We start from the raw sequence: 12,975 nt of genomic DNA on the forward strand, positions 1-12,975 counted from the left end.
TCACGGCCTACCGTCCCTTCAGCAGACCGATGCTCTTCTGCACCCACGCGTGCGCCGGGTCGAGCGCCACGGCCTGCACGCGGTGCTCGCCCGCCAGCATCCACAGGAAGTAGTTGGTGTACCCTGGGGCGCTGCAGGTGGTGTGGTAGCCGTGCGGGGCCATCAGGATGGTCGAGTCGCGCACGGTGTAGGTGGTCTCGTAGCCGCGCTCGGGGCTGTAGTGGCGGGCGTGGCCGAAGCCGTCGGGCTGGTCGACGCGGAAGTAGTACAGCTCCTCGTGGAAGGCCTCGCGCGGCAGGTCGTCGACCTCGTGCTTGTGGGGCGGGTAGGTGCTCCAGTTGCCGCTGGGCACGAAGGTCTCGCCCACGATCAGGCGGCGGGCGGCCAGCTCGGGCTGGTCGCTGCCGGTGAGGATGTTGCGCAGCTCGCGCCCGAAGCTGGCCGCGCCCATCTGGTACACCGTCACCTGGTCGGGGGCGATCAGGTACGGCTCGGCGCTCAGGTCCGAGGGGGCCGAGCACAGGCCCGCGTCCAGGCTGCCGTGGGCGGTGATGGTGTAGCTGGTCTCGCGCGGCAGGTAGACGGCGTAGGGCTTGCCGCCAAACGGGTTGGCGCGCTTGCCGATGCGCTCGAAGCGCAGGCCGCCCGCATCCACGCTGCAGCGCCCGCCCAGCAGCACCAGCAGCACCTCACGCTCGCCCGTGTTGCCGCTGTGGCTCGCGCCATCGGGCAGCACCAGCCGCGCAAAGTCGATCAGCTTGCAGGGGTTTTCGGGTACCGGGTTGAGACCCTGGCTGTTGCCAACATTGGTGAAATAAGTTGTCATAATAATACTCTCTCCATCCTACCTATGCGGGAGCGTGCGCGTGTGCCTGCTCCACTTCTGGAAAAAAAGAGTCTGCTGTGCTCTTGCTGCGCCCGCCATCCAGCGCGTGCTGTGCGCGGCGGGCGCGGGTTTTGGATAGCGCTATCGCTCGATCTCTGCTGTTATTTGTATATTCTCAGGTTCAGCCGCCACAGCCGCCCGCAATGACTGCTCCGCGTGATCAAGGTGGTTCCCTACGAGTGCCACCCCGCTCGAACGCTCGTCATCCAGCTGCACAAACACCTCGGTGCCAGGGTAGGCATGGCAGCCGTGGATGAACGCGCCCTGTACGTTCTGCAGCGCGATCACCGGTGCGCCGGGGGCAGGCGTGGGCGTGGTGCAGCCGCTGATCTCGATCTGATGGGCATCGGCGATGCGGATGGCCGGGCCAGCTTGCCCGCGCACCTCGACCTGGTGCAGCCGGATACGCCGCGCGTTGCGGATGTACAGCCCGGCCCGCTCCATCAGCTCTAGCCCGTCGGCCATGTCGGCGTAGCCCGCCTCGGCGCTCTCGGCCATGCCGATCGTCACATCGCTGAGCGAGATATCCTCTACCGGCATCTCGGCCAGCCCAAACAGGAAGGCGGCGGCCACCTTGGCGTTGCGCGCCGTGATGTGGCTCAGGTGGATGTGGCGGAAGCGCGGGGTGGCCGAGGTGACGGGGTGAGCCTGCTTGTCGGACACGGTGGCGTCGCCCCACCTGCCACAGGCGTAGTAGAGGTTCATGGTCAGCGGGCAGAGCACGTCGGTCATCACGATGTTGCTCACGCGGATGTCCTCGACCAGGCCGCCGCGCCCGCGCCGCGACTTCAGGCGTATGCCACGGTCGGTGCCGACAAACACACAGTTGGAGATCACCACGTTGCGCACATCGCCGCTCATCTCGCTGCCGATCACCACGCCGCCGTGGCCGTCGGCCATGGTGCAGTTGGTGATCGCGATGTTCTCGCAGGGGGCCTGCATGTCGGGGCGCTCGTCCTCGGTGCCCGACTTGATCGTCACGCAGTCGTCGCCCACGCTGATGTAGCAGTCGGCGATCCGCACGTTGCGGCACGAGTCGGGGTTGATGCCGTCGGTGTTTGGCGAGTCGGCGGGGTTGCGGATGGTGATGCCCTGGATGCGCACATTGCTGCAGCGCACCGGGTTGATCGTCCAGCTCGGCGAGTTGATCGCGGTGATGCCCTCGATCACCACATTATCGCACTCGGTGAAGCTGACCAGGCGCGGGCGCGGCGCACCGAGCGTCTTGGTGTGGTAGGCGTCCCACCAGGGCTGGCCGCGCCCATCGATGGTGCCACGCCCCATGATCGCCACGTTCTGTAGGCCACGCCCGCCGATCAGCGGGGCGTGGGTGGTGCGCTCCACGCCCTCCCAGCGGGCGCTGATCAGGGGATACTCGGCCATGTCCTGGCTGCCCAGCAGGGTCGCGCCCGCCTCCAGCAGCAGCGTCACGTGGCTGCGCAGCTCGATCGCCCCGGTGACATACGCGCCCGCCGAGACGACCACGGTGCCGCCGCCCGCGCCCGCGCACCTGTCGATGGTGGCCTGGATGGCCCGCGTGTCGCTGGTGGTGCCATCGCCGCAGGCCCCGAAGGCCCGCACATGGAATGCGAAGAGGTTGTGTTGGTCCTGCATATGCGTGCCTTCTAGCCGTGCCGCGCGGCCTGCTCTAGCTCTAGCGAGGCCAGGATAAATGGCCCCACCCCTTTAAAGTCGTTGGGGCGTATTTCTTCCCCAATGTAGTACTCGAATGTCCCAGGTCGATAGGGGTTGCCGCCCAGGCCTGCCACCGCGCACACGCGGTTCAGCGTGACTAGCCCGCCCTCGTCGACCGTAATCAGCTCGCGCAGCATGCCCTCGTAGCCGCGCCGCGCCACATCCAGCGCGCTGTGCGGCAGGTAGCCCAGCCGCGCACCTTTGGCCAGCGCGTAGACGAACATGGCCGAGGCCGAGGCCTCTAGGTAGTTGCCCGCGCGCTGGCCCTGGTCGAGCACCTGGTACCACAGGCCGCTCTCGGGCTGCTGCACGCGGGTCACCGTATCGGCCAGCCGCCCCAGCACGGCCAGGATGCCCGGGCGCTGCACATGGTCGGCGGGGAAGTCGTCGAGCACATCCACCAGGGCCATGGCGTACCAGCCCATGGCCCGGCCCCAGGCGTGCGGCGAGCGGCCTGTGGATTTGTCGGCCCAGGCCATAGCGCGGCTCTCATCCCACGCGTGGGCCAGCAGGCCAGTCTCAGGGTCGCGGGTCTGCCGCTCGATCAGCAGGATCTGGTGGGCGATGTCGTCAAAGGCGCTCGGCTCGCCGAGATGGCGGGCGCAGGCCGCGTAGAACGGCTCGGCCATGTAGATGCCGTCCAGCCACATCTGGTAGGGGTAGATCTGCTTGTGCCAGAAGCCGCCCGCCTGGGTGCGCGGGTGCTTGCGCAGCTGTTCGCGCAGGGTGCGGATGGCCTGCTCGTAGCGCTGGTCTCCCGTCTCGCGCAGGCGCGGGAACAGCAGGCGCCCAGGGTTGATCTGGTCAAGGTTGTACTCATCGATCCGGTAGGTGCGGATGCCGCCATCTGGCTCGATGAACGCGTCAATATAGGCATTGGCGGCTCGCAGATAGCGCTCCTCGCCGGTGGCGCGCCCCACCGCGGCGATGGCCATCCACAGCAGGCCATGCTCGTAGTGCCACTGCGCAGACTCGGGCGTGTGGCGGGCGATCATGGAATCGGCCATACGCGCAGACCAGGCGGCGGCGGACGCTGGCGGGGTCTCCGCCGGAAAAAGAGCGTGCATAGTCATCCTTCGCGCTCTACAGCGCAGGCTCGGGGCGGCGTGGCTGGCGGGCCACGCCGCAGTCGGATTGCGGTGGGTGCTGGTTGGCCAGCCGCCGCGCGGGGCGACGGCTGGCTGGCGGGGAGTGGCTGGCTACTTCAGGAAGCCTGCCGAGGTCAGGTTCTCCTTGGCGGCGGCCTCAAGGTCTTTGGCACCCAGGCCATCGAGCCCGTCCACATAGGCCTGCCAGTTGGCCTCATCCAGCGGCTGCTGGCCCAGCACGAACTGCACCAGCCCCTCGCTGTAGTAGCGCGTGAAGTCGGCGGCGTTGGAGGGCGGGTTGATCACCGCCGCGCCGGTGCTGTCGGTCCAGGGCTGGTCGCGGAAGCCCTTCCAGTAGCTCAGCGGGTCCATCTTGCGGCCGTTCTTGGTCTCGTAGGTCACGTAACGGGCCTTCAGCTCGATGTCGTTGTTGACGTAGACCATGTTGCGCAGCTGGGTCAGCGGCTGCTGCTCCTTGGCGGTCCAGACCTTGTCCTTATCGATGCCCTCGGTGGTCACGAAGCCGTTGGGGTCTTTCTTGTAGTTCACGCCCTCCTCGCCGAAGCCCAGCAGGTAGTAGCCCTCGTCGGTGGCCATCCACTCCAGCGCCTTGGCGATCGCCGGGCCTTTGCCCGCGTCGATGGCCTTCTGCGAGACCGCGATGATGCGGGCGGCGGCCATGTACACGCCATCGGCGCTCTTTCCCTCGGGGCCGGTGGGCGGCGGCAGCACAACCCACTCGCCGTCGGGGAAGTTGGTGTCGAAGTCCTTGTAGTTGGCCACGGTGGAGAGCGCGGCGAAGTTCTCGTGCATCATGCCATACTTGCCCTGCTTCCAGCGCGCGCGGTACTCGTCCTTCTTCAGGGTCGGCCAGTCGGGGTCGATCACCTTGGCGTCGTTCAGCTGCTTGATGTACTCGGTGGCCTTCATGAAGTTGGGGTTGCGCACGTTCAGGCCGAAGGTCTCGGCGCTCTGCACGTTCCACACGCCCGCCACGCCATACGCGCCGTATACCCAGTCGAAGCGGGTGCCCAGGCCGCCGTTGGTCAGGCCGGTGCCCTCGATGTATGCGCCGAAGCCGTAGGTGTCGGCCTTGCCATTGCCGTCGGGGTCGTTCTCGGTGAAGGCCTTGGCCACCGCCATGAAGTCATCCAGCGTCTTGGGCATCTGCAGGCCCAGCTTGTCCAGCCAGTCCTTGCGGATCACCAGGCCGTCGGCGTAGGGCAGCGCGCCCGGGTCAGGCAGGCCGTACATCTTGCCGTCGATCGTCACCAGCTTGCGGCGGTTCTCGTCGGCGTAGTGGGTCTCGGTGCGCTTGGGCATCTGCGGCAGCAGATCGTCCACCGGCGCGATCAGGCCGTTGTTGGCCAGACGGTACCAGGCGTCGCGGTTCACCTGGAAGATGTCGGGCAGGTTGTTGGCCGCCGCCGCCGCGTTGATCTTGGCGTCCTGATCGTTCAGGGCCGAGGGCAGCAGCGTCACCTTCAGGTTCACGCCCGCTGCGTCGCGGAGCTTCTGGTAGGCGGCCCAGTCCTCGGGGGGCGGCCCGGCCTCCGACACGCTTGCGCCAGCCCACAGCTCCACATCGGTCAGCTTGCCGTCGGATGCGGGCGCAGGCGCGGCGGTGGCGGCAGCCGCCCCCTCGGATGCGGGCGCGACGGTGGCGCTGTCGGATGCGGGCGCGGCGCTGGGCTGGCTGGCGGCGGGCGGCGCTGCGGTGTTGGTGCCGCAGGCGGTGATAAAGAGCGTGACGGTCGCTGTCACGAGCGCGAGCTTCTGCCGAGATCGACGCATGAGTGTGCCTCCTCCAAAAACAACGGCTACAAGAAAGATATGATCTAGCCCTTCACACCGCCGATCAGCGTGCCTTTGGTGAAGTGTCGCTGGATCCACGGGTAGAGCAGCACCATCGGCAGCATCGCCAGCAGTACGCTGGCCGCCTTCATCGACTCGATCGAGGCCGAGCTGAAGGCGTTGGCCTCAACATACTCGTTAAAGTTGGCGGCGTTCAGAATGTTGCGCAGCAGCACGGGCAGCGGGGTCAGCTGCGCGTCGTTCAGATACAGGATGGCCGAGAAGAACTCGTTCCAGTGGGCCACGGCGTAGAACATGCCGACCGTCAGGATGATCGGCTTGGAGAGCGGCATCACGATCCTAGTCAGGATCTGCAGCTCGTTCGCGCCATCGATCCGCGCGGCCTCCATAATCTCCTCGGGCAGGCCCTCGAAGAAACTCTTCATCACCAGGGTGTTGTACACGCTGATCGCCGTGGGCAGCACCACCGCAGGCAGGGTGTTGATCAGGCCCAGCTTCTGCACCACCAGGTAGGTCGGCACTAGGCCAGGGTTGAACAGGAAGGTGAACAGAATAAACCCGGTGATCAGGGCGCGCCCGGGCAGCGTGCGCACCGACAGCACATAGGCCAGCGGGATGGTGAGCAGCAGGTTGACCGCCGTGCCGCCCACGGTGATGATCACGCTGATCATGGTGGCGTGGGTAAAGGCCGAGTGCGTCAGCAGCTGCCGGAACGCCTCGCCCGACCAGTCCCACGGCGGGATGAGCAGGCCAAAGGTGCTCTCGCTGCGGTAGTTCAGCGGGGTGACCGACATCATGATCACGCGCCACATTGGCACCGCGATCAGAATAAACACCAGCGTGAGAAAGATGGCGAGCAGCAGCTCGAAGGCAAACTCGGTGCGTCGCTTTCTGGCAAACCATGTCATCGCAATACTCCTTTCGCTGCGCTGCGAAGCTTAGTAGAGGCTGCTGCCAGCAAAGCGCTTGGCAAGTTTGTTCGAGACGAGGATGAGCGCGAGGCCGATCACGCCCTTGAACAGGCCTACGGCGGTGGCAAGGCTGAACTGGAACTCCAGGATGCCCTGGCGGTAGACCCAGGTGTCGATGATGTCGCCAACCTTGTAGACCGGCAGCGAGTACAGCACGAAGATCTGGCTAAACCCGGCATCCAGGATGTTGCCCAGACGCAGCAGCGTCACCACCACGATCACCGGCAGGATACCGGGCAGCGACACGTGCCAGATCCGCTGGAGCCGCGAGGCCCCGTCGATCGTGGCGGCCTCGTAGAGCGTGGTGTCGATCGCCATCAGCGCGGCGAGGTAGATGATCGTGCTCCAGCCGGTCTCCTTCCAGATATCCGAGCCGATTACCACACCCCGGAACCAGTCGGGCGAAGTCAGGAAGGCGATAGGCCGCCCGCCGAGCGACTCGATGATCTCGTTTACCAGGCCCTCGCCGGGCGAGAACATAGCCAGCAGCACGCCGAACACGATCACCCACGAGAGGAAGTGCGGCATATAGGCGGCGGTCTGCACTACCTGGCGCAGGCGGCGGAACTTGGTCTCGTAGAGCGCCAGCGCCAGGATGATCGCCATCGGCATGCCCAAGATCAGCTTGGCGATGCTAAAGAACAGCGTGTTGGTGATCAGCTGGCTAAAGTAGAACGAGCGCACGAAGGTAAGAAAATGCTTGAAGCCGATCCACGGGCTGGCCTCCACCCCCAGCAGCGGCTTAAAATCCTTGAATGCGATCTGGGCGTTCCACAGCGGCAGATACTTGAAGATCAGAAAGTAGCTGATCGATGGGATGATCATCAGATACATCCAGCGGTGCCGCCACATGGCCCGCAGCAGCAGCTGGCTGGGCGTGGCGCTGGTGGTGGGCTTGGCTGGCGCGCGGCCCTGCGCAGAGACCGTAGGGCTGGTGGGTTTGTTCATCATTGTCTGTTCCCTCGCTCGTTAGGTCTATCACTTCGGTGTGGTTCTGCGGGGGAGAGCACCCGCGTATATGCGGCAGCTGGCAAGATTCCGCGCTGCCACATCGCATCAAACACGCCTGCAGCCCGCCACAGCCGGAACCGGTCGTAGACCGTGCTTGGCACCCCGATCTCGCGCGGTATCGCCTTCCACGCGCAGCCACTGTTGAGCCGGTAGAGGATGGCGCGCATGGCGTCCCTATCTGCCATCCGTGGCCGCCCGCGCCGCTGGACTCGCGCGGCGGAGGGGAGCAGCCCTGCGATCTGCTGCCATACCTCATCGGGCATAGGAGACACCAGGTCGGCTGTGCTGTCATCGCACATGGGCTTGATCCCTCCACGGATCGATATGTGGCCTGCGTCGAATTTCCGGATGCACCTATTGTAAAAATTCGGGTGTGGATTTTGACGCACTGCGTATGGAAAATAACGTGCTCTCCCCCTTCGATCCACCAAGACTCAGAGACACAAAGATCAATGCGATCTTTGTGTCTCTGCCGATCAATCCCGCACACATAAGGCCAGGGTATCGCTCACCCGGCCCGCCGCTCGCGGAACTCCTGCGGGCCGATGCCGGTGATCTTGCGGAACACGCGGCTGAAGTAGGCGCGGTCCTGAAAGCCGACCTGCTGGGCGATTGTGCCGATGCTGTCGTTGCTCTGCTCTAGCCGCAGCTTGGCATGGTAGATGCGGTAGCGGCTCAGGTACTCCCAGGGCGAGACGCCGATCTCGCGGTGGAACACCCGGCTCAGGTAGTCCTCGCTCACGCCCACGCTCTGGGCCAGCTCCCAGCGCGATAGCTCGCGGGTGTAGTTCTGGTGCAGGTAGGCGATCGCACGCTTGACCAGGGCGCTGGTAGGCTGGGGCAGCATCTCGGCGTCGGCGATGGCGCGGCCCAGGGTGGTGGCCACCTCCTCGTCGGAGAACAGCCACTTGGTCTGGATGAACACGTGGGCGTGCTGCTCTAGCTGCTTCACGTCCTCCAGGGTTAGCAGCTTGTTGCTGATCACCACCACCGGCACGTGGCGCAGCCGCTCGCTGGTGCGCATCTGGGCCAGCACCTCGGTGCCGTCGATGTCGGGCATCAGCAGGTCGAGCACCACCAGGCTCGGCACCACATCGGCCAGCCGCTGAAGGGCCGCGCCGCCGTTCTCGGCCAGCACGATCGGGTGGCTGGGCAGGGTCGCGGCGACAACCCGCTGGTAGTGGGCGCGGGCGGTGGGGTCATCATCCACGATCAGGATCGGGCCGCCAGCGGCGGCGGGCGCGATGGCGTTAATCGTGTCGATCAGCGACTGCGAGGGCGCATTCTTGAGCATGTAGCCGGTGAGGCCCTGCTCCTCGCCCAATGGGTCGGCTGGCTCGCCATACAGCAGGAAGGGGATGTGCCCCAGGCGCGGGTGGGCGTGCAGCCGCCGCAGCAGGCCCCAGCTCTCGGCATGAGCGCTGGATACATCCCAGGCCAGCGCGGCGGGCGCGGTGTCGCGCACGATCTGCTCGATCGGCTGATCGCCGCGCAGCCAGCGCACCTCCAGCCCCTCACGCTCGGCGAAGGCCACGATCTCGGGCGGCAGCTGCTCGCTGGGCGAGATCGCCAGCAGCGTGGGGGTGCCCACCGCCGTGGTGGCCACTTGCTCGCTCAGGCTGGGCAGCGGCAGGCGTAGGTCGAAGCTGCTGCCCACGCCAGGCGCGCTGGTCACATCCAGCGTGCCGCGGTGCAGCGCGATCAGCTGGCGGCTGATCGACAGCCCCAGACCGATCCCGCCGTAGTCGCGGCTGCGCTTCTCCGCCGTCACAAACGGCTCGAAGATCCGCTCCTGTTGGCCCTGGTCGATCCCGCTGCCGCTATCGGCCACCCACAGGTGCAGGTGCGGCGGCTGCACCTCGGCACCCAGCGTGATATGGCCGCGCTGGGTGAACTTGAGCGCGTTGCTCAGCAGGTTGAGCAGCACCTGGCGCAGCCGCAGCGGGTCGGCGTAGATCTTGGGCAGGCGCGGCGGTAGATCGAGCCGCCAGTCCAGATCCGGCTTGGCGTGGGCCTGCTCGGCCAGGCTAGCAAAGACCTCCTCTAGCAGCGGGCGCGGGTCGATCAGCTCGGGGTAGAGATCCAGCTCGTTGATCTCAGCGCGCGAGAGATCTAGCAGGTCGTTGATCAGCCGCAGCTGGTGCTCGGCGCTGCGCTGGATGTGCTCAAGCGCCTGCGGGTCGTCGGGCGCTTCGGTCTGCACCAGCCGGGCCTGCTCAAGGATGATGTGCAGCGGCGTGCGCAGCTCGTGGCTCACGTTGGCCAGCAGCCGCGTCTTGATGCGGTCGGCCTTCTCGGCGGTCCGGCGGGCCTGCTGCTCGTCGCGCACCAGCAGCGCGCCCTTCACCGCGCTGGAGATCGAGCCGCGCAGCATCTCATACAGCTCGCCGTCGCGCGGGCCGATCTCCAGCATGCAGTAGCCCAGCTGCTGCTCGTGGAAAAACAGCGGCTCGACCACGTAGCTATGGCGGCGCGGCGGCAGCAGCGCGGCGGGCACCAGCACACCGGGCGAGAGCCGCAGCGGCTGCTCGCTCTCCACCAGGGTGCCACCCTCGTGGAAGGCGAGGATGAGCTGGCGCTCGTCGTCGCAGGGGGAGGCCGGGTTGTCGTAGAGCGCCAGATAGCCGCTGACGATGCCGAGGCGCGGTAGATGCTCGGCCAGCGTGCGGGCCAGCGTGGGCAGGTCAAAGGTGGTGATCAGGCTCTGGGTCAGCGCGCGCAGCGCCGCCGCCCGGCGCTCGGCCTGGAGCTGCCGGAAGGCCAGGGCGCGCTGGGCGATCTCGCTGACCACGATCCGCGCCTGGCCGATAATGTCCTCGGCGGTGCGCCACTGGGATGGCTCTAGACCGGTGAGCACCGTGCTGCGCAGGGCCGAGAGCACATCCTGCCAGACCATGATCGACTCTTCGTGCTCGAATGAGGCATCCAGCATTCGCCCTAGCGCGGCCAGAAACCGCCCGGCGGGCGTGCGGATGTCGCGGTCGAGGCTGGCGCGCAACACCCCGGCGAGCTGCCGCGCCTGGGCGGGCGCGGCTGCCACATGCAGCAGCTCGTCGATCAGGGCATCGTCGCCATGGCTATGGTGCACCCCAGCCTTGCGCACCGCGTCGGAGTGGCAGCCGCACGACTGGCGCACCACCAGCCGCGACTGCAGCACGATCTGGCTTGGCACGATCCGCCCCTCCAGCCGCGCTAGCACGGTCTCCATGGCCCGCGCGCCCTGGGCCGCGATCGGCGTGGAGACCGAGGTGAGCGAGGGGTTGGCCAGGCGGCCCTCGGCGGAATCGTTGAATCCGATCACGGCGATGTCGTGCGGTACGAAGATCCCGCGCCCGTGCAGCTCCTTGATCGCGCCTAGCGCCATCAGGTCGCTCACCGCCACCACCGCCTGGAAGTGATCGCCGGGGAACAGCCCAGCCACATCCAGCAGGTGCGCCATGGCTTCGCTGCCCCGCTCCCAGTGCAGCGGCGGGCTGACCAGGCGCTGGTCGAAGGGGATGTCGTAGGCGCTGAGCGCATCGCGGTAGGCGCGGTAGCGCTCCTCGGCGTAGAAGTGGCTGGCTGGCCCGCGCAGCAGCGCCAGCTTGCGGAAGCCATGCACCTCGATCAGGTGCACGATCGCGGCGTACATGCCGTCGTAGCTGTCGACCGATATGGTCGGCACGCCAGGCACCGATTGGGCGAGGTTCACCATGGGCAGCTGGTGGAAGCGGCGCTGAAAGGAGAGGATCGCCTCGGCCTCCAGCGAGCCGGTGATGGTCGATGACCAGCTGATCAGGCCATCCAGCCCGGCGTTGCTGGCAAGGTCGTAGACGACCATGCGCTGGGCCTCGGCCTCGGGCTGGCCCAACGTGCCCCCTGGGAAACACAGCAGGTTGACGCCCTCGCCCTCGGCGGCTTCGACGACGCCACGCCACATGACCTGGCCAGAGCCAACGTGGATGTTGGCCGTCAGGAAGCCTATGGCTTGCTGGTGGGGTGGGGCCACCGTGTTAGATTCAATCAGCGCATTGCGTTCCATCGGTACGTCTCCATTGACCCGTAGGTATGGCTGGTTGCGCACCTAGTATAGCATAGTTGTTTCAGCCCTATCTCAAACCTTATTCGATATATATTTATTTAAAATAATAAGTTCAGCCGCCAATAACCTAAAAATCACTGACATATATCAGCGCTTTCGCTCATTCCCAAGGGTAACGTGCTCAATATGTCCCGTGCTACCGGGATGGCTTTGGGCAGCGCTCAGCCAAGAACGCTTCGTACTACACTAGCAACAAAAGCCGCGTCCAGCGGCTCCCGCGAGAACCAACGGCGATAGTAGACAGCCCCCATGAGCAGGGCAATTAGCGCATCAACATCGGTGTCTGGCGGCAGCTCGCCCTTGCTCATCGCACGTGCGATGAGCGTTTGTAAGGGCAGGGTATGCCCGCGCTGGATACTGCTATGCACTGCCGCCAGATCAGGGCTGCGCTCTGCTGCGTCAATGATGGATGGCATCACCGAAGACCAGCGTGCTGTCGTCAGAAGGGTGGCAATCGTCATCATCAGGGCATGGACATCGCCCACAAACGTACCCGTATCTGGCACCTCTGCGTGTGTGCCAAGGTGGAAGCAGGCATCCACCACCAAGTCGGTACGGGTTGGCCAATGGCGATAGATCGTGGTTTTTGCAACACCGGATCGGCGCGCCACGTCATCAACGCTGAGACCACTGACCCCATGCTCTGCTAATAGCTCTGAGGTGGCCTGCAGCACCTTCTCCTTGGAGCGCCGCACACGGTCATCTAGCGCGGGACGCTCCACCGCTGCGTCTGCTGTGGGTTCTTGGGTTGGATTCTTGATGGTCTTTTTGTTCAAGGCTTGACGTTTCCTTCAATTTGCGCTACGCTACAGTATCGTAGTATAACACAGGGAGTTATTGAAGAGGAGAATCGGTATGAATCTTGTGTCGCTTCGGCTCATCACCGCCGATATCAAACGCTTAGTCACCTTCTACGAGCGGGTTACGGGGCTTGTGGCAACCTGGTACACGGATGATTTTGCAGAAATTGCAACCGCCTCTGGCACGCTGGCAATCGGAAGCACGCGAACGCTCCAATTTTTTGCGCCAGATGCTGTTCGACCTGCTGACAACCATACGGCTATTATCGAGTTTCGGGTGGATGACGTTGATCGCGTCTACGACCAGCTCAAGGACATACAGTTCGACCTTGTGCAAGCGCCGACCACCATGCCATGGGGAAATCGCTCCTTGCTCTTCCGCGACCCGGACGACAATCTGATCAATTTCTTCACGCCCCTTCACCCAGAGTCGGCCAAGCAGCTCCGTGCATAGGCAACGCGCGGCAGTATAGCAGCATGTTCTACCCTGGCCTAGGGCTACATGGCAGTCGGAATGCGCTGAGGGCTAAGACATTGTGCGCCCAATAGTGCCGACTGCCATGGTTTACGGCTGCCCCCAGAAAAGAACGTGTGCTAGAATCTGCGCACGCAACCGATTGCAGGGAGA

Annotated in this window: 10 protein-coding genes; 1 reads left to right on the forward strand and 9 read right to left on the reverse strand. The window is 65.2% G+C overall.

Going from position 1 to position 12,975, the window contains the following annotated elements:
* Positions 1–7 precede the first annotated feature (7 nt).
* From iolB to F8S13_00370, 9 genes are all read right to left on the reverse strand, one after another.
* The gene (iolB, locus tag F8S13_00330; protein ID KAB8145571.1) at positions 8–826 is read right to left on the reverse strand and encodes a 5-deoxy-glucuronate isomerase; all 819 of its coding nucleotides are present in this window, start codon (positions 824–826) and stop codon (positions 8–10) included.
* A gap of 141 nt (positions 827–967) precedes the next feature.
* A complete protein-coding gene (locus F8S13_00335) occupies positions 968–2,500 on the reverse strand; it encodes a glycoside hydrolase family 28 protein (GenBank protein KAB8145572.1) in 1,533 nt (510 codons plus the stop codon).
* Between the two features lie 11 nt (positions 2,501–2,511).
* Positions 2,512–3,654 carry a glycosyl hydrolase family 88 gene (locus F8S13_00340; protein KAB8145573.1) on the reverse strand — a complete coding sequence of 381 codons (1,143 nt, stop codon included), beginning with the start codon at positions 3,652–3,654 and terminating at the stop codon, positions 2,512–2,514.
* A 126-nt stretch (positions 3,655–3,780) separates the two neighbouring features.
* Positions 3,781–5,463 (reverse strand): extracellular solute-binding protein, encoded by a 1,683-nt coding sequence (locus F8S13_00345; GenBank protein KAB8145574.1) that lies wholly within the window; start codon positions 5,461–5,463, stop codon positions 3,781–3,783.
* A gap of 44 nt (positions 5,464–5,507) precedes the next feature.
* Positions 5,508–6,392, reverse strand: coding sequence for a carbohydrate ABC transporter permease (locus tag F8S13_00350; protein KAB8145575.1), 885 nt, complete (start codon positions 6,390–6,392; stop codon positions 5,508–5,510).
* A gap of 30 nt (positions 6,393–6,422) precedes the next feature.
* Positions 6,423–7,280, reverse strand: coding sequence for a sugar ABC transporter permease (locus F8S13_00355; protein KAB8146065.1), 858 nt, complete (start codon positions 7,278–7,280; stop codon positions 6,423–6,425).
* A 122-nt stretch (positions 7,281–7,402) separates the two neighbouring features.
* Positions 7,403–7,765, reverse strand: a complete 363-nt coding sequence (locus F8S13_00360) for a transposase (protein KAB8145576.1) — start codon at positions 7,763–7,765, stop codon at positions 7,403–7,405.
* A 209-nt stretch (positions 7,766–7,974) separates the two neighbouring features.
* Complete coding sequence (locus tag F8S13_00365; protein ID KAB8145577.1) at positions 7,975–11,487, reverse strand: helix-turn-helix domain-containing protein; 3,513 nt, start codon at positions 11,485–11,487, stop codon at positions 7,975–7,977.
* A 221-nt stretch (positions 11,488–11,708) separates the two neighbouring features.
* Entirely contained in the window at positions 11,709–12,269 is a 561-nt protein-coding gene (locus tag F8S13_00370; protein ID KAB8146066.1) for a TetR/AcrR family transcriptional regulator, read from the reverse strand.
* A 133-nt stretch (positions 12,270–12,402) separates the two neighbouring features.
* Here F8S13_00370 and F8S13_00375 point away from each other — a divergent pair, with 133 nt between their 5' ends.
* Complete coding sequence (locus F8S13_00375) at positions 12,403–12,801, forward strand: VOC family protein (protein KAB8145578.1); 399 nt, start codon at positions 12,403–12,405, stop codon at positions 12,799–12,801.
* The last annotated feature ends 174 nt before the right edge of the window (positions 12,802–12,975 follow it).

It is taken from the genome of Chloroflexia bacterium SDU3-3 (assembly GCA_009268125.1).
Taxonomy (GTDB): Bacteria; Chloroflexota; Chloroflexia; order Chloroflexales; family Roseiflexaceae; genus SDU3-3.

What these genes read in the sequence shown, in the direction of transcription:
- iolB (KAB8145571.1), bottom strand. Translation starts at nt 826, where the DNA reads ATGACAACTTATTTCACCAATGTTGGCAACAGCCAGGGTCTCAACCCG.
- F8S13_00335 (KAB8145572.1), bottom strand. Translation starts at nt 2,500, where the DNA reads ATGCAGGACCAACACAACCTCTTCGCATTCCATGTGCGGGCCTTCGGG.
- F8S13_00340 (KAB8145573.1), bottom strand. Translation starts at nt 3,654, where the DNA reads ATGACTATGCACGCTCTTTTTCCGGCGGAGACCCCGCCAGCGTCCGCC.
- F8S13_00345 (KAB8145574.1), bottom strand. Translation starts at nt 5,463, where the DNA reads ATGCGTCGATCTCGGCAGAAGCTCGCGCTCGTGACAGCGACCGTCACG.
- F8S13_00350 (KAB8145575.1), bottom strand. Translation starts at nt 6,392, where the DNA reads ATGACATGGTTTGCCAGAAAGCGACGCACCGAGTTTGCCTTCGAGCTG.
- F8S13_00355 (KAB8146065.1), bottom strand. Translation starts at nt 7,280, where the DNA reads ATGATCATCCCATCGATCAGCTACTTTCTGATCTTCAAGTATCTGCCG.
- F8S13_00360 (KAB8145576.1), bottom strand. Translation starts at nt 7,765, where the DNA reads ATGTGCGATGACAGCACAGCCGACCTGGTGTCTCCTATGCCCGATGAG.
- F8S13_00365 (KAB8145577.1), bottom strand. Translation starts at nt 11,487, where the DNA reads ATGGAACGCAATGCGCTGATTGAATCTAACACGGTGGCCCCACCCCAC.
- F8S13_00375 (KAB8145578.1), top strand. Translation starts at nt 12,403, where the DNA reads ATGAATCTTGTGTCGCTTCGGCTCATCACCGCCGATATCAAACGCTTA.